This is a genomic window from Lentzea sp. NPDC092896, assembly GCF_044754905.1.
In the GTDB taxonomy this organism is placed as follows: Bacteria; Actinomycetota; Actinomycetes; order Mycobacteriales; family Pseudonocardiaceae; genus Lentzea.
On the sequence record NZ_JBIVPX010000015.1, the window covers coordinates 95,507 to 112,066 of the forward strand.

13 protein-coding genes are annotated in these 16,560 nt (G+C 70.3%); 5 read left to right on the plus strand and 8 right to left on the minus strand.

The window, feature by feature from the left end; translation table 11 throughout:
- Positions 1 to 15: 15 nt before the first annotated feature.
- From ACIQF0_RS44600 to ACIQF0_RS44610, 3 genes are all read right to left on the minus strand, one after another.
- Positions 16 to 2,841 (minus strand): MGH1-like glycoside hydrolase domain-containing protein, encoded by a 2,826-nt coding sequence (locus ACIQF0_RS44600; RefSeq protein WP_401040617.1) that lies wholly within the window; start codon positions 2,839 to 2,841, stop codon positions 16 to 18.
- A 409-nt stretch (positions 2,842 to 3,250) separates the two neighbouring features.
- On the minus strand, positions 3,251 to 4,795 hold the full coding sequence (locus tag ACIQF0_RS44605) for a serine/threonine-protein kinase (protein WP_401040619.1): 1,545 nt from the start codon (positions 4,793 to 4,795) through the stop codon (positions 3,251 to 3,253).
- Positions 4,796 to 5,018: 223 nt separating this feature from the next.
- Entirely contained in the window at positions 5,019 to 7,499 is a 2,481-nt protein-coding gene (locus tag ACIQF0_RS44610) for a tetratricopeptide repeat protein (RefSeq protein ID WP_401040621.1), read from the minus strand.
- Between the two features lie 142 nt (positions 7,500 to 7,641).
- Here ACIQF0_RS44610 and ACIQF0_RS44615 point away from each other — a divergent pair, with 142 nt between their 5' ends.
- From ACIQF0_RS44615 to ACIQF0_RS44630, 4 genes are all read left to right on the plus strand, one after another.
- Complete coding sequence (locus ACIQF0_RS44615) at positions 7,642 to 8,079, plus strand: peptidase inhibitor family I36 protein (RefSeq protein ID WP_401040624.1); 438 nt, start codon at positions 7,642 to 7,644, stop codon at positions 8,077 to 8,079.
- Between the two features lie 52 nt (positions 8,080 to 8,131).
- The gene (locus ACIQF0_RS44620) at positions 8,132 to 9,016 is read left to right on the plus strand and encodes a hypothetical protein (protein ID WP_401040626.1); all 885 of its coding nucleotides are present in this window, start codon (positions 8,132 to 8,134) and stop codon (positions 9,014 to 9,016) included.
- A gap of 53 nt (positions 9,017 to 9,069) precedes the next feature.
- A complete protein-coding gene (locus tag ACIQF0_RS44625) occupies positions 9,070 to 9,933 on the plus strand; it encodes a peptidase inhibitor family I36 protein (RefSeq protein WP_401040629.1) in 864 nt (287 codons plus the stop codon).
- A gap of 67 nt (positions 9,934 to 10,000) precedes the next feature.
- On the plus strand, positions 10,001 to 10,417 hold the full coding sequence (locus tag ACIQF0_RS44630; RefSeq protein ID WP_401040631.1) for a DUF6892 domain-containing protein: 417 nt from the start codon (positions 10,001 to 10,003) through the stop codon (positions 10,415 to 10,417).
- A gap of 50 nt (positions 10,418 to 10,467) precedes the next feature.
- Here ACIQF0_RS44630 and ACIQF0_RS44635 read toward each other — a convergent pair whose 3' ends face one another.
- From ACIQF0_RS44635 to ACIQF0_RS44645, 3 genes are all read right to left on the minus strand, one after another.
- Positions 10,468 to 11,418 carry an alpha/beta hydrolase gene (locus ACIQF0_RS44635; RefSeq protein WP_401040634.1) on the minus strand — a complete coding sequence of 317 codons (951 nt, stop codon included), beginning with the start codon at positions 11,416 to 11,418 and terminating at the stop codon, positions 10,468 to 10,470.
- 28 nt (positions 11,419 to 11,446) lie between these two features.
- Positions 11,447 to 12,382 carry an NADP-dependent oxidoreductase gene (locus ACIQF0_RS44640; protein WP_401040636.1) on the minus strand — a complete coding sequence of 312 codons (936 nt, stop codon included), beginning with the start codon at positions 12,380 to 12,382 and terminating at the stop codon, positions 11,447 to 11,449.
- 105 nt (positions 12,383 to 12,487) lie between these two features.
- The gene (locus ACIQF0_RS44645; RefSeq protein WP_401040638.1) at positions 12,488 to 12,955 is read right to left on the minus strand and encodes a cupin domain-containing protein; all 468 of its coding nucleotides are present in this window, start codon (positions 12,953 to 12,955) and stop codon (positions 12,488 to 12,490) included.
- A 167-nt stretch (positions 12,956 to 13,122) separates the two neighbouring features.
- Between ACIQF0_RS44645 and ACIQF0_RS44650 the strand changes: the two genes are divergently transcribed.
- Positions 13,123 to 13,620, plus strand: coding sequence for a MarR family winged helix-turn-helix transcriptional regulator (locus tag ACIQF0_RS44650; RefSeq protein WP_401040640.1), 498 nt, complete (start codon positions 13,123 to 13,125; stop codon positions 13,618 to 13,620).
- A gap of 2 nt (positions 13,621 to 13,622) precedes the next feature.
- Here the strand turns inward: ACIQF0_RS44650 and ACIQF0_RS44655 are convergent, their stop codons facing one another.
- Both ACIQF0_RS44655 and ACIQF0_RS44660 read right to left on the minus strand, forming a co-directional pair.
- Positions 13,623 to 15,584: an ATP-binding protein gene (locus ACIQF0_RS44655; protein WP_401040643.1), complete on the minus strand. Its 1,962-nt coding sequence runs from the start codon at positions 15,582 to 15,584 to the stop codon at positions 13,623 to 13,625.
- A gap of 28 nt (positions 15,585 to 15,612) precedes the next feature.
- Positions 15,613 to 16,467, minus strand: coding sequence for a helix-turn-helix domain-containing protein (locus ACIQF0_RS44660; RefSeq protein ID WP_401040645.1), 855 nt, complete (start codon positions 16,465 to 16,467; stop codon positions 15,613 to 15,615).
- Positions 16,468 to 16,560: the final 93 nt, after the last annotated feature.

Consider the following 16,560-nt stretch of genomic DNA (forward strand, 5'->3'; position numbering starts at 1 on the left):
ATACTTCGGTAAACGCTAGGGGGTCAGATAGCAGGACTTCGGCACACCGCTGAGCGGGTCGGCACCGAACGCCGTGGCGGTGCAGGGCGTCCCACCGGTGAAGGACCGGTAGACGAACGCTCCACGGGCACCGAACGCCACGGTGCGTTGTCCGCCGAACCCGCAGGTGCTTCCCTCTGCCGCGCACGACGTGCCGTAGCCGGGTGGGGCGCCTTCCCTTGTGTAGCAGGCCTTCGACTCACCGGGGATCGGGTCGCCGCCGAACGCCGCGTTCGAACAGGTCGTTGCACCGGAAGCGATGACCTGGCGGAACGCGCCGTAGGCACCGTAGGCGACCGGCTGGCCGCTGACCGTCGCGCAGGTCGCTCCTTCGCCCGCGCACCGGCTCCAGCCACCTGCGGGCGGACCATCCGGCGCGAGGTAACAGGCCTTGCCGACGTTCGCGATCGGATCGCCGAACACCCCGTTCGTGCACTGCGTGCTCGAGGTGAACACTCGTTGCACAAAGGCTCCGTTGGCGCCGTAGGCCACTGTCCTGCCGTATCCGGTGAAGGCGCAGGTGCCGTTCTCGCTCGCGCATTGGGTGTATCCGGCCGGGCCGCCGAGCGGGGCGACGTAACAGGCCTTGACCAGGTTCTGGGCAGGATCGCCGCCGAACGCGTCATTCGTGCAGTCGGTCGCCGAGGTCGCGGTCCTGAAGCTGTAGCCACCGGCTCCGTAGGCCACGCTGCGCGTGCCGCTGAAGGCGCATCGGCCCGATTCGTTCGCACAGTGCGTGAATCCGGCCGGAAGTTCAGCCGCGGCAGGAGGTTGTGGAGGGAGCGGGTTGCCGAGCCCGGAGGCGGTCACGTCGTAGGTGCCCGCGGCCACGCCGGTCAGGTACACGTGGTCGGCGTCCTGGTAACCGCCGCCGATGCCGGGGCGCGGGGTGAAGGTCCCGTTGCGCCACACCTCCGCGCCGTTGACGGACACGGACACGTTCACACCACTGAGCTTGGGCACCCCGATCCGGCCGGTCGTGCCGCTGGGACTCGTGAGCCGGGCGGTGTAGGTGCCCGCCGCGGAATTGCGCACCCAGGAAGCGTCGAGCTGTCCCTGAGGCAGGGTGATGCGTCCCTCCGCACTGGTCAGGTCGCCGGGATGCGGGACGAACCGGTACTGGCCGACCTGGGGTTCCGGTGCGGTGCCGAGCACGTGGAACGTCAGCGCGGAGGTCGGGCCGCTCGACCAGCCGTGCGCCAGGCTCATGAACGAACCGCCGTAGGCAAAGCTGCCGTCGGCGTTCATGCCCTCCCAGAAGGTGCTCTTGGTACCGATCGGACTGTCCAGCATGTAGCCCCAGGTGCGGCGGATCTGGTCGAGGGCGGTGAAGTCGTCGTTGGCGGTGAAGCGCGCGTGCACCTCCATGCCGCCGGTGAACGGGTGCACGCCGCCGCCCCACTCGGGCGTCGTCGCGCCGAGGGCGTTCCACCGGCTGCGGAGCCTGCTGACGATGGTGGTCGCCTTGGCTGAGGAGTCGGTCAGGCCGAACCAGACGGCCAGCGAGTTGCCGTCCTGCGGGTACAGGGTGCTGGAGGGGTTGTCCCGGTACAGGCCCGCGTTCGCGTCCCAGAGCCGGGCGTTCGCGGCGGCTTTGAGCGAGGCGGCCCGGCCGGCGTAGCTGTCCGCGAGCGCGTTGTCCCCTTTGACCCGCGCGAGGGTGACGCCGCCGATGAGTGCGGCGTAGAGCAGCGCGTTCGCCTGGATGTTCTCGCCGCCCTGGCCGCTGCGTGCCCAGTCCTGGGTCTGCGTCACGTTCAGCAGGTTGTTGCCGCCGATCTTGGCGATGATGAACCGCATGCCGCGGGTGTAGTTCTCCCACACCGAGTCGAGCCAGGCCCGGTCGGCGGAGTAGTTGTAGTACAACGAGGTCCCGTACAGGGTCCAGGTGTGGTAGGTGTCGGAGCCCTTGAGGTTGAACGGCGGGCCGGACCACGGGATCTCACCGTTTCCGGCCTGCACGTTGTACATCGTGGACAGTGCGTTGCGCGTGGACTCCAGTTCGTGCATCGACGCGTAGGCGGTCGGGACCGCCAGGCCGAGGTCGCCCGGCCACACCGTCCGATCCCGCTTCGCGCCGTCGACCAGCACGCTGTTCCCGACGCCGACGGTCGCGCTGTTGTCCCATTCGGACGGTGGTGGCGGCCAGGCGCGGCCCTGGTTCGACGCGATGACGTTGGTCTGCACGGTGTACGCACCGGCGTACCAGATCCTGTTGAGCAGGTTGTCGCTGGAGTAGAAGTAGTTCGCGTAGGCGGCGGGGTTGGACTTGCCGGGCGCGGGCGTGAAGTTCAGCGAGACACCGGTGAGGTCCACCCAGCCCGACGTGCGGAGGAAGATCGTCAGGTAGCGGAACCCGCCACGCAGCCTCGGTGCCGGCATGACGTAGGTGCCGTCGGTCGTGGCGTTGCCGAAGATGGCGCGGTCCGGCTGCCCGCCGCTGCTGGCGTCACTGTCCCTGCCGACGTACTGCGAGGACTCGCTGAACGCCAGCCCTACCTGTTGCCCGCCACTGGTGGCACCGAAGGACAACGTCGCGATCCCGCCGACCTCCTTGCCGAAGTCCAGGGTGATCGACGAGTTCGTCCCGGAGATCCGGGTCGGAGCCCCGTTCAGCACGTTCTGCGGGTCGGCCACCGACCCGGAGGTTCCCTGCACCCCGGCAGGCCGCACGGTTCGGGACGTGGGCGACAGGGTGAGCGCCGCGATCGCGCCGGGTGGTGCTGCCACCGCGGCCAGTGCGGCGGGCAGGGCAGGTGGACCCTGGGCAGCGGACGACGGCGCACCGGCCAGGGCCAGCACCAGCAGAACACTGGCGGAAAAGGCTGTTCGACGTGATGGCGCGCGCATACAGCACCTCCTGAATCGGAGCGGGCTTGGCTGCGGCGGCCATGCGGAACTCGGCAGTCGACGTGTACGCCGAGACTGCTTGTAACGTTTCAATCGGGCCGAACACTAGAACTTCACGACGTTGTCGGTCAAGACGCGAACAACCGCGGCGGTGTTCGGCGTTCGGGTGCGTTGTCAACAACGTTGGTCGGCATGCTCTTGCGGCGTTGAAACGTTACATCCGCTGACCTGCGAGGGCCTGGCAGGGCGCTTGGCAGGCCACCGAATACCGCGGGAGGAGCGCAGCCACAGGGCTATCGCCGAGTTCCACGTGCTCGAGTGCGCCCTCTGCCTCGGTCGCGACTCCGCACGGATCGACGGCTCAGAACCCGATCGTGCAGTTCACCACGCTGTACTTGCCCGAGACCACGTCGCGCCACACGCGATTCCACGTGCCACCCGCGTTGGCGCAGATCTGCGGAGCCTTCTTCCGTGCGTCGGCCTCGTCCGAGATCGCGCCGCCGGCGTCGATGTCCAGGGCGCGCTTGGTGGTCGGTTCGAACACGAACGCGCAGGTCACCATGCTGTATTCACCTTCGGTCTGGCCGGGGGTGAACCACGCCACGTTGAACTTGCCGCCCACTTGCTCGCAGATGGCCGGCCCCTTCTCCTGTGCCTCGTCGTTGCCGAACAACGGGCCGCCGGCGGGAATCGTCAGCAGGCGCGTCGTGGTCTGGACGCTGGAGGACGGCGGGCTGGAGGACGGCGGGCTGGAGGACGGCAGGCTGGAGGACGTAGTGGCGACGGGCGTTGAGGAACTGGACGGCGTGGAGGCGGACGACGTCCAGGACCGGAGCTGCGGGTACAGAGTGACGATCAACGCGGCCACGGCGAGCAGGACGAGCGCCGCGATGCCCCCACCGCGCCACCCGCGGAGCGTGCGATGCGGGCCCGCCGGGGGCTGGGCGTGCTCCGGCAGCAACCGGGTGCGTTGCGGTGGCGCCGCTGGGACCGCTGAACTCATCTGCCTCGCCGGTGCGTTCGCGGCGGGGGGCGGGACGAGCTGTCGCGGGGGTGCCAGGGCGGCGCGTGCCGCCGTTGCCAGTGCTCCGGCGCTGGGGTGGCGGTGGCGGGGGTCCTTGGCCAGTGCGCGGGTGACGACGTCGTCGAGTCCGGGGGGAAGACCGGGGCGGATGGCGCTGGGGCGTGGCGGCGCGGTGTTGAGGTGGGCGAACATCATCGCCAGGTTGTTCTCGCACGGGAACGGGAGTTGCCCGGTGAGGAGTTCGTGGAGCACGCAGCCCAGGGCGTAGACGTCGACGGCCCTCTGGAAGGCGTCCGCGGCCAGGACTGGTTGCAGCCGCTCGGGTGCCGTGTAGGCGGGGCTGCCGAGCGCGGCGTCGCCGGTGGCGGTGGTGTCGAGTGAACTGTGGACGATGCCGAAATCGATGAGATAGGCGAACTCGTCCGCGCCGACTCCGGCGACGATCACGTTGGAGGGCTTGACGTCGCGGTGAATCAGGTTCTCGGCGTGCGCGGCGTCGAGGGCCGCGCCGATCTGCCCGACGATGTGCACCGCACGGGCAGGGGCCAGTGGCCCTTCCTGCCGGAGGAGGGAGCCAAGGTCGAGGCCGTCGACCATGCGCATGTCGATGAACAGCTGGCCGTTGATCTCGCCGAAGTCGTGGATCGGGATGATGTGCGGCTCACGCAGGCGGGCAGCCACTTGGGACTCACGCCGGAACCGGGCCTGGTAACCCGTGTCGGACGCCAGACCGACCGGCAGGAGCTTCACGGCGACGGTGCGTTCTTTGACGGTGTCGTAGGCCCGATAGACCTCGCCCATCCCACCGCGGCCCAGCAGCGACTCCAGCCGGTACGGACCGAACATTCCGGTTGCCGAAGCGGAACTGCCGGGATCGATCACTGTGCAGACCCTCCGGGGGAGTCGCCATTCAGGCGGCGGATCCGGCCACACGCTACCAGTCGAGTGAATGACTCTTGCTCGGAGCGTGACAATCAGTGCGAGAGAGGGCAAACAGGTGATGTCGTCGGGGTTGGCCACCGCGAAGGCGGCGGCGGGCGCGACTTTCTGGTCACGGAGCGTTGGTCCGGTGGTCGGCCGATTTCGGTCCTGTTCGGAGGGCGGACTACGGCGCTGTGGCCAGCAATGCCCGCAGCGGCTCCGCTTCGGGCATTGCCAGCTGCGTGTACAGCTCCACCGCCTGCTCGTAGTGCTCCCGTGAGCCGAGCGCGTGGCCGAGGCCCGTGTGGGCTCGTGCCTGCTGCTCGACGGAGCTGAGCTCGGTGGCCAGGGTCAGGGCCTCGGTGAGCAGGGCGACGTCGCCGGTGGCCTCTCCCAGTCCGTTGAGCACGTACAGTTCGCCGGTTCGATCGCCCAGTTCCCGGAACATCGCCAGCGCTCGGGTGTACTCCCGCACTGCCCGATCGCGCTTGCCCCACCGGGAGAAGAGCAGGCCGAAACCCTGCACGCACCACGCCTCGGCATCGACGTCGCCGCGGTGCCGGTGGATGTCCAGGGTCCTGGTGAAGTGCTCGAGCGCCGAGTCGTAGCGGCCCAGTTCGATCTCCACCGAGGCCAGGCCGTCGATCGCCCAGGCCTCACCGTCCACGTCGCCCATGTCCACGTACAGACGCTGGGCCCGTTCCAGGTGTCGCGCGGCCGACGAGTTGAGACCCAGCCGTTCTTCCGCCGCGCCGAGGTTGACCAGGGCGTGGGCCTCCACGGCCAGGTCGCCCGTGGCCTTGTTCAGTTCCAGCGCCCGGTAGTAGTGGCCGGCGGCCTCGCGGAACCGGCCGAGCCTGGTGTCGGTGACCCCGAGGAGGACCAGCGTGCGGACCTCGCCTTCGCGGTCATCGGTGGTGCGCAACAGTTCCGCGGCTTGCTCCAGGACGGGAACGGCGTCTTCCGGCCTGCCCAGTTCGAGCAGGGCAGCGGTCACGTCGTGGAGCGTTCTGGCGATCAGGACGGGGTCACCGAGCGAGCGCGCGGCGGAGAGAGCCCGGGTGCTCATCGTCAGCGCGGTGCTCCAGCGGTCGCGGTTGAGGTGCCGGAACACCGTCAGCGACAGCTGTACCGCGTGCAGCGGTTCACCGACCTCGACGGACGTGATCAGCGCCGGGTGTTCCGCCTCCAGCCACGTCAGGGCGTCGTCCGGATCGGTGAGCTCGGGCGTCGCGGTCTTGGCGGCCTCCACCCGCGGACGGCGGTGGGCGTCCGCGGGGTAGCGGACGTCCATGGCCAGGGAGGCGGTGGCCAGGAGATGACTGGCCAGGCTGGCGCGGGCGGCTTGCCGCACCGAGGGCGGGTCCTCGTCGGACGTCCGCTCGGCCGCGTACTCGCGCACCAGGTCGTGGAAGGCGTACCGCCCTGACGCGCACTGGAGGAGGTGGTCGCCGCGGAGTCCTTCCAGATGGACGCGGGTGTCGTCCAGGTCCTGGCCCGTCAGCGCGGCCGCCCCGTACTCGTCGAACTCGCCGGTCGGATGCAGTGCGACCAGGCGCAGGACTCGCCGCCGGGCCTCCGGCAGCCGCTGGTACGAGGCGTCCAGCGCGAGCTGGACACCGTCGTCGAGCCGCTGCCGCCGATGCCGGTCGTCGAGGCGGTCCGCGTGGTCGGTGAGCGTCCAGCCCTCCACCGCGCGGATGTGCCCGACGATGAGGTTGAGCGCGAGCGGCAGGTAACCGCACCGTTCGGCGATGCGGGACAACGACTTCGGGTCGTTGCCCAGGGACAGGTGCCCGACCGCGTGCTCCAGGAACGCGACCGCCTCGGCAGCGGTGAACACGGCCAGTTCGAGGCGGGTGACAGCGGGCAGGCCGGTCAGGCTGCGCCGGCTCGTGATGATCGCGACGCTGCCCGGCGCGCCGGGCAGCAGATGCCGCACCTGCTCCTCGTCGGCGGCGTTGTCCAGCACCACGAGCACGCCCGTGGCCCGTTCGCGGTAGGCGCCGACCAGCGAGGGCAGGTCGTGGGGAACCTCGGTGCCAGGCACGCCGAGCAGCCTCAGAAACCCGTCCAGCACCGCGCTCGGATCCGCCGGCGGCTGTTTCGGGTCGAATCCCCGCAGGTCCACGAACAGCACGCGCGGATGCACGGCGGCGAGCTGCTTCGCCGCCCGGAGCGCCAGCTGGGTCTTGCCCACCCCGGCCATGCCTTCGAGGGCGGAGATCACGACCGACCCGCCTGCCAGCGCCTCGTTCAGCCGTGCCAGCTCGGTCTCCCTGCCGACGAAATCCGGTTCCCCGCCGGGCAGTTCGTCGTGGACCCGCACCTGAGCGGCCATGACGATCTCGCCGGCCACCGCGCGCAACGCCTGCCGCCACTGGGCGACGTAGCCCTGGTCGGGGTGCAGTGTCCGCACGATCGCGATCACCAGGTCGGTGTTGAGGCGCTTGCGCCCGGACCGGAAGCAGTCGACCACCGTCGTCTTGCGCGCCATCTCGGCTTCCGGACGGCCTTCGCGCGCCCATTCGGCGTTGATCCTCGCGGTGATCCGCTCGTAGGAGGGCGCTCCCGCCCACACCTTCAACAACCGCAACCGTTCCACCAGGTCGTCGAGCGTCACGGCCTGCCCGGGATCTGGCAGCGGAGCGGGTGCGGGGCACATGAACCCTCACCCTAGTGGCGGAGTGGTGCGCGGCGTTCGGATTCGGTCGGATTCTGCCGTCCGGTGCCGCCGGCTTGGCATCGTCGATCTCGCCGGAGGGGCGGTCGCCGCCTCTCCACACGAAGAGGGGAACGGCAACACAATGAAGAAGATCGCATCCGTGCTCGCTGCCGTTGGGGTGGCGGCGGTCTCGCTCGTCACGGCCGAAGGTGTCGCGAACGCGGCCTGCACGTACGACCACGCCTGCATGTACTCCGAGAAGGACTTCAAGGGTCTCATGCGCGACGACGGGTTCAGCAGGCCGAACTGGGGCCAGGTCACCTACAAGAACTCCAGCATCGCGCTGTACCGCGGCGACGGCTCGCAGCAGAACGTCAGTTCCATGGAGAACAGGGACGAGAACTCGTACATCGCCGTCTACTACAACTCGAACTACACGGGTCCGTGCTTCCGGATCAAGCCGAACGGCAGGGTGTGGAACTTCCAGGACGTCAAGTTGTCCAACGGCGACGCCAACGACCGGATGAACTCGCACAAGTTCAACCCGAGCAACTGCCAGACGGGCACCATCCACGGCTGATCAGCGGCGGTGCCCCGTCACCGGCGGGGCACCGCATCGCCCAGGGGGAACTGTGAAACGAGCACACGCGATCTGGCTGATCGCCGCCGCCGCCGTGGTCGCGGCGGCGGGCACGATCACGCTGGTCGACCGGAACGAGGTCGCCGCCGCGCCGCCGGCGGTCGGCGAGGTGCGGCCGGTGCACTCCGGCAAGGACATCGTCCTGCCGCTCGACCGCTACCAGCACTCGCCTGCCGACCTGACCACGATCGACCGCGCCACCGCCGTGCTGGCGCGGAAGTGCCTGAGCGGCTTCGGCCAGACCTGGGCGCCGCCCGACCCGCCGGCGGTGCCCGAGAGCACCGGTTCCTCCCGGTACGGCCTCGTCGACCCGGACCAGGCGTCCCAGTCGGGCTACCACCCGGTGGACAGCGCACCTCGGCAGCCGGAGGACCGGCCGGAGCCCGCGCCGGAGGCGATGATGATCTACACGGGCAAGGGTACGGCGTCCGTCGGCGGCAAACGCGTCCCCGAGGGCGGCTGCCTGGGGCAGGCGCGCCGCGAGCTGGAACGAGGGGTGCCCGCGGCGATTCCGGCCGCCGAACTCATCCGCCTCGACCAGGAGATGTTCGAGCAGGCGCAACGAGACGACCGAGTGCAAGAAGCGATGGCGAACTGGCGGAAGTGCATGGCCGCCGCTGGTTACGACTACACCGACGTGTGGGCGGCCAACAACGACATCCGCTGGGAGTCGGAAACGCCGCTGCCGGCGGAGATCGACACCGCCAAGACCGACGTGACCTGCCGCCATGGCGCCAAGCTCGTCGACACCTGGCTCGCCGTCGAGACCGCGTACCAGCGCCAGGCCATCACGGAGCGAGCGGCGGGGTTCGACGCGCTCGACCGCGGGATGAAGGTCCGCCTCGACAACGCGACCACAGTGCTCGCGACCGGCTGAGCGAGAAGGCACGAAAGCACAGGCCCGACCAAGAAACAGGAGATCTCTTGAGGGTGTTCCAGAGAATCACCGTCGCGGCGTTGATGGGTGCGCTGATCAGCGTGTCCTTCGGCGCGGCCACAGCGTCCGCGGCGACGGCCCGCAACGGGGTGTGCGAGGCAGGCGAGTTCTGCCTGTACTACAACAGCGACCACCAGGGCTCGCTGTCCGACTTCACCACGTCGGTTCCCGACTACGGCGACGACCAGCCGAGCTGCTACGACTTCAAGAGCGCGGGCGCCGGCCAGGGCCTGTGCGTGAAGAACCAGGCCGCCGCTGCCTGGAACCGCACCAGCGGTCCGGTCACGGTGTACTACAACAGCGAGTACGGCGGTTCCAAGCAGACCGTCGCGGCAAGCGGCAAGGTCAACCTGGACGCGAGCCTCAAGAACGAGAACGCCTCCCACCGGCTCAACGACAACGGGAGCGGCGGCGGGGGCGGCGCCACCTACGCGGCACCGCCGAACAACCCGCACCCGTCGGCGACCAGCCGGGCGCCCAGCGCGACGGCCCGCACCCAGTTCGTCGACGACCAGATCGCGCGACTGACCGGTGAGAAGCACTGCTGGGTGGGCGCCTACCGCAGCGGCCAGCCCTCGACGAGCAACCACAACACCGGCAACGCGCTCGACTGCACGATCTCGAACGCGATCGGCTCCTACCCGTCCGAGGCGCAGAAGGCTCAGGGCTGGAAGCTGGCGTACTGGCTGCAGAAGTACGCCGCCGCGCTCGACGTCCGGTACGTGATCTGGCAGGGCAAGATCTGGAGTGTGGCCCGCGCGTCCGAGGGCTGGCGCACGTACACCGGCGGGTCCGGTGTGACCGGCGGTCACTACGACCACGTGCACGTGTCCGTTCAGAACCCCCACGGCGACTGATCGGCACGGCGCGCTGACCGTACAGGCGGCGAAGCTGCGATAGCTTCGCCGCCTATACGGTTCGGGTATGAGCCACCCGATTCCGTTCGCCGACGCCAACTTCAAGCTCGCCGTCGTCCAGGAACTGATGTACAGCCAGGACTTTCTGCCGAGGTTCGACCTGCGCGAGTACGCCGCCGAGCAGGGTTTCACCTACGACGACGGGAGTGTCGCGGCGGTGCCGGAGGCTCTGGCCTACTTCGAGGCGCTCGAGGTCCCCGTCGAGCTCGCGGAGAAGATCACCGAGATCGAGATGGACGGCGGCAACGAGATCTACCTCCAGATCGCGCCGAACTGGGACGGCGAGGACGGGCTGTTCGACGTCGACGAGTTCGCCGACCTGCGGCACTTTCCCAACCTGAAGTCGATGACGTTGTTCTACACGGGCAACGAGGAGGCGCTGGAGACGCTGCGTGCCCGCGGAATCGAGGCGGACTGGCTCTGAACCCGCGCCTCGGAGACGGCGGTTGCTGGTCGACGAGTACGTGCGCGACGCTAGATCGACCTGAGGACGCGAACGCGATCGGCGATGGCGCGCCGGGCCACGTCGGAGTCGAAGGCGATCGAGTCGAACTCGTGCGGTGCGCCGGGGTGCAGGTGGAACTCGACCGGTACGCCGGCGCGGCTGAGCGTCGTCGCGTAGGCCAGGTCCTCGTCGCGGAACACGTCGAGCTGGCCGACCTCGACGTAGGCCGGTGGCAGGCCGGTCGCGTCCTTCAGCCTGGCGGGTGCCGCGGTGGCCGGGACGTCGGGGCCGCCGGCGGCGTCGCCGAGCAGGGCGGGCCATGCCGTGAGGTTGTCGTCGTAGGACCACAACGCGTAGGGCGCGACGTGCGGGTCGACCTCGGTGGTGCGGTCGTCGAGCATCGGCATGACCAGGATCTGCCTCGCGATGGCCGGGCCGCCGCGGTCGCGGGCGAGGATCGACAGCGCCGCCGCCATCCCGCCCCCGGCGCTGTCGCCCATGACGCCGATTCGTGCGGGGTCGACGCCCAGTTCGGCGGCGTGGTCGTGCAGCCAGCGCAGCGCTGCGTAGGCGTCTTCGAGCGGGGTGGGGAAGGGATGTTCGGGCGCTCGGCGGTACTCGACGGACAGCATCGGCACGCCGCTCGCGGACACGTACCGGGAGACCGGGCCGTCGAACAGGTCGATGTGGCCGAAGATGTACCCGCCGCCGTGGAAGAACAGCACGGCGGGGCCTGGGGTCGCGCCTTCCTTGGTGTACCAGCGCAACGTGATCTGCGCGCCGTCGTCGGTCGTGGCGTGGTGGTCGGTGGTGGTCACGTCGGCCGGGATCGGCTGGGCCGTCCCGGCGGCGCCGATGATCGGCTCCCACATCGCCCTGCGCGCCTCGACGTCGCCGACGGCCGGAGGGGTGGCTGCCGCCATCGCGCCGGCCATCGGGGCCAGCGCGGTGGCGATCTCGGGATCCAGCCCGAGTGACATGGTCTTTCTCCTGTCAGGTGAAGGGTTGTCAGACGACGAAGACGACCTTGCCGCGGACCTCGCCCGAGGCGGCCTGGACGTGGATCGCCGTCAGCTCGGTCAGCGGCACCCGCTGCTCGACGTCGACCCGCAGGTCGCCGGAGTCGGCCAGTGCCACGAGCTTCGCGAGCTGCTCGGCGTCGCTGCGGACGTAGAGGTTGACGCCGCGCACGCCGCGTTCCTCGTCGGTCGGCGCGGGCATCCAGATCGTCGTGTTGACGACGGCTCCGCCGTCGCGGACCAGCGAGGGCAGCGCAGCCAGTACCGCCGGGTCGACCGGCGCGAGGTTGAGCACGAGGTCGACCTGCTCGGTCACCGCTGACAGCACGTCGGTGGTGGTGTGGTCGACGACCTCGTCGGCGCCGGCGGTCCTCACGGCCTCGGCGCTGCGCGGGCTGGCCGTGGCGATCACGTGCGCACCGGCCTGCTTCGCCAGCTGGACGGCGTAGCCGCCGACCGGTCCGCCCGCGCCGTTGACCAGCACGCGCTGCCCGGCCTTCAGCTGACCGTGGTCGAAGAGCGCCTGGTAGGCGGTGAGGCCGACCAACGGCAACGCGGCGGCGTCGGCAAGCGGGATGCCCTTGGGCGCCGCGGTGAGGGCGGCGGCCGGTGCGATGACGTACTCGGCCGCCGCGCCGGGCCTGGTCATCGGGAGGAAGCCGACGACCTCGTCGCCGGCCGCGAGACCCTCGACGCCCTCGCCCAGCGCGTCGACCGTGCCGGCCACGTCGAGGCCGGGGGTGTGCGGGAGCTCGACCGGGATCGGGCCCTGCATGACGCCCAGGCGGATGTTGCCCTCGACGGGGTTGAACGTCGTCGCCGTGACGCGGACCAGGACCTCACCGGCCGCGGGAACCGGCTGCTCGACGTCCTCGTACCGCAGGACCTCCGGGCCGCCGAACTCGTGGAAACGCACTGCCTTCATGATCGCTCTCCCTCAGTTTTGCTTCGAACTTGAAGCAACTGGGACTGACAGTAGACCTGCTTCGAATTCGAAGCAAAGTGACCTGCGGCACGCCGGGGCCCCGGGTCAGCGAGGCGGGCCGAGCAGGACGTTGCCGGAGATCTCGGCGGCTTCCGCGAGCAGCGACTGCGGGATCGCAAACCCGTCGGGGCGCGGTTCGCGCAGGTCGCGACCCGCGTGGCGGAACATCTTCTCCAGCCCGCCCGGCGTCGAGATGAGCAGCAGGTCGGCCCTCTCGGAGGTGATCCGGTAGCTGTGCGGGATGCGGCGGGGCAGGAAGACGATTCCGCCCTCGCGCAGTTCGTGCTCCTCGTCGCCCGCCCACACCAGCGCGGAGCCGGAGAGCAGGAGGAAGACCTCGTCCTCGTTGTTGTGCAGGTGCCACGGCGGCGCTTCGCCGAAGCCGGCGTCGAACCGCCCGACGGTCAGCTGACCCCCGGTCGCCTCGGCGTCGAGCAGGACGCTGAACACGCTCCCGCCAATCCATTCGAGCTGTTGCTGGTCCTCTCGCTGGGCGAGGTGGGGGATGCTCAAGGTCGTCCTCGGTCCGGTGGGACGGCGGCGCCGTCCTCTTGCCTGGAGACCCTGGTGTGCACCGCTGCCCGGCCACCAGGTCCTGCGGTGCTCACCTGTGTCCAGCGCTGCTCAACTCACGCGGTTCCCCGAGTGCTCCTTCGAATTCGAAGCAGTAGGCTGCGACCATGCACCACTCACCGCCGTCGCTCGACCCGGTCCAGCTCGGCGCCTACTTCGCCCTCGTCGAGGTGACCAGCCTGCTGCGCCACGCGGTCGAGCAGCAGCTGAAGGAAGCCGGCGACCTGAGCTACGTGCAGTTCCAGCTGCTGGCGCGGCTCGGCGACTCGCCGACCGGCAGCCACCGCATGACCGACCTGGCCGACGGCGTCGTCTACAGCCGCAGCGGCCTGACCTACCAGGTGGGACTGCTGGAGAAGGCCGGCCTGGCCGAACGCACGCCCTCCGCCGAGGACGAGCGGAGCGTCACCGTCACCATCACCGACGCCGGGCGCACGCTGCTCGCGGCGGTGCTGCCCGGGCACGTCGAGATCGTCAGCGGACTGCTCTTCGAACCGCTCTCGCGCGAGGACGTCCAGACCCTCGCCGGACTGCTGGCGCCGGTGCGCGACCACATGCGGTCGACGCCGCCGCGTTCGGCAGCGCCTCGCCGCCGCAAGAGCTGACGTCACCTGGTCAGGAGATGCTCGACGAGCCGTTCCTTGGCCAGGGCGAGGTGGCGCCGGTAGGTGCCGTACGGCACGCCCAGCCGTCGCGCGGTCGCCTTGTGAGTGCCCGACGCCGCGATGTACGTGGCGGTGAGGGCGTCGTGGGCCTTGACGCCGGCGGGATCGACCCGCAGGGCGTCGAGGGCCGCCGTGATGGCATCGCGCAGGTCCGCGACGGGATCGGCCGATTCCGGTGACACCAGGTGCGACCGCAGCAGCACGCTGGTCGCGAACTCGCGTGGAGCACGCCAGGTGCGCAGCGCCTCGAGCACACCCTCCTCGAACTCCTCGCGCGGCAGGGGATCGGCTGGCGCCGGGCCCCACGAGGCGACGGGTGTGGAGGCACGGGCCCTGTCCTCGATCCACCGCTCCACGGGCTGCCGTCGCCAGTCCCTGCCGAAGACGTGCTGGCGGAGCCCGTCGACCTCCACCGCCACCACCTCGTGCAACCCGGCGGCGGTGAGGTGCTGCCGCCACCGTTCGGCGTCCTGGAACACCGTGAAGGTCATCGCCCGTCCCGGGGTCCGCATCTCGGTGGCGACGGTGCGCCGGCCGACGAGGTCCATCAGCGGCGAGGGCCGTTGGTGCCCGCCGGACTGCACCGCGAACCGGCGGATGCCCCAGTGTTCGCCCTGGCGCAGGGGAGCGGCCGCCTCGACGTGCTCCCACAGCGCCGCGATCACCGGGTCGGCGGAGAGGTCGTCCGGCGAAGGCACTCTCAACCGGAGAACGGCCATGTACCCCAGCAGCCTGCCCGCGGAGCGGTAGACGCGAAAGCCCTCCGGCTGGCGCCGGATCCAGTGCGCGACAGCGGACTCCCCGGCCATGCCGAGGACCTCTGGCACGTCGGCGGGAGCAAGAGGCGCGTCCTCGATGTGGGGATGGGCCTGCCAGTCGTACAGGTCGTGCGAGCCGGCCTGGTCGCGGAAGAGGAACATCCACTCCGCGACGCGCAGCAGTGCGTCGTCCTCTGCGGCCCGGCGCACCGCGCTCAGGCAGGCGGCCGAGATGCGCGTGCGGACCTCTTGACAGCGCTCGGGGTCCCGCCACCGCAGATCGGCCGCGAGCGCGGATCGCACCGCGTCGTGAGGGTGCAGTCCCTGGGGAGTGGTTTCGACGTAGGGCTGTCGGCGCAGCCAGGAGAAGGCCGTCGCGGCGTCGTCGGCACCGAGCACCGCGCGCAGAAGTTCTTCACGCGTGACGTGTGCCTGCGCGAGCACGTCGAGCGCGCGTCGGTGCAGACCGCCCGGGACATCGCCCACCAGCCGCTCCACCAAGGTGGTCAGGACGTCACCGGTGGGGTTCGCGACCGCGGCCGGTGACGAGGCGGCGAGGGAGAGGACGAGCGGGTTGCCGCCCGCGAACGCGACGATGGCGGCGCGGTCGTCCGGTGCGACGTTCCGTGCCGCGAGGAGGGACTCGGACTGGGCGGCGTCGAGCGGTCGCACGGCCAGTCCGGTGAACATCCGCGCCCAGCCGGGATCGGTCATCCACCCGGAGTCGGGGGCGATCCTGCTCGCGAGCACGACGATCGCCCCGGCCGCGATCCTGGGCAGGAAGGTGTCGCGCAGCCACGGCTCGAGCCGCTGGGCCTGCTCGAAGGTGTCGATGAGGAGCACCGCGCCGGGTTCGACGCACGCCGCCGCGGCGGCCACCTCCAGCCGGCCCGGATCCGCGCCGAGAAACCGCGCGTCGACCTGGACGACCTCTCGACCCGTGAGTTCCGCCCGCGCGGCGGCGTAGCGCAACAGCGAGGACTTGCCGATGCCGCCGGGGCCGTGGACGTACGCCACGAGTGGAGCGCCGGCCGGCCCGGACAGCATCCGGTCGAGCACGGACCGCTCGAAGTCCCTGCCCACCAACGCTCCTGCTCGCGCCGCGGTCAGCCGATCCGCCAAGCCCGGGCCCACCTTGATCGACATGGCCCCAGGATCGCTGCCCGCCGACCGGTCAGCCTGGGCCAGCTTGTCCCACCCTGACGACGGCAGGCCCGGAGGAGGCGCGGACGACCTCGTCCAGCCGTCCCGCGTCGGCCGAACCCGGTGCGGTGGTGAGCACCATCGCCTGGAGGTCGTCGCCGGGCACCTGCAGCAGAGTGCCGTCGAGCGCGATGTCACCCACGCCCGCATGGCGGAAAACGGCCCGATTCCCATAGTCGGCAACGGTTCTCGGCGCACGCCACAGGGTGTCGAACGAGCGGCTCGTGGTCCGCAGCTCGTCGACGAGCTCCGCGAGCGGCTCGTCACCGGGGTAGCGCAGGGACGTGCTGTGCAACCGGGCGGCGAGCATCGTCCGGAACGCGGCCGCGTGGTCGTCATCGCGGCTGATCTCGCGGTGGGCGTGGGAGAACGTGCGCCACGCGACGTTCCAGTCCCTGGCCTTCCGGTTCGACGCTCCCGCTCCGAGCGCCATCCAGGCACGGTTGACGGCGACGACGTTCCACGCCGCGTCCGTCAGGAAAGCGGGGGTGCCGGCGAACCGCTCGAGCAACCGCATCGCGGAGGACCCGGCCGCACGCGGCACCAGCCCGTCCACCGCGGCGTACCCGGCGAGCGCGCAAAGCCGCTCGTACTCGGCCGGCCTCACGCGCAACGCACGGGCGATCGCGTTCACCACTGCGGCCGACGGGTGACGGCGGCCCTGTTCCAGCCGCCGCACGTAGTCCGCCGACACCCCGGCCAGCTCGGCGAGCTCTTCCCGCCGCACGCCACGAACTCGCCGGCTGCCGGGCGGCATCCCGATCGCGGCGGGTTCCGTGTTCTCGCGCAACCGGCGCACCTCCGCGCCGAGATCCCGCAACGTCATGGCGCAAGTGTCCCTTCTGGAGCAAATGCGTCACGCACGGGCCATTCGGTGACGCGGTCCTGGTCCGCGGCGTTCGCGCGCAGCGACGCGAAC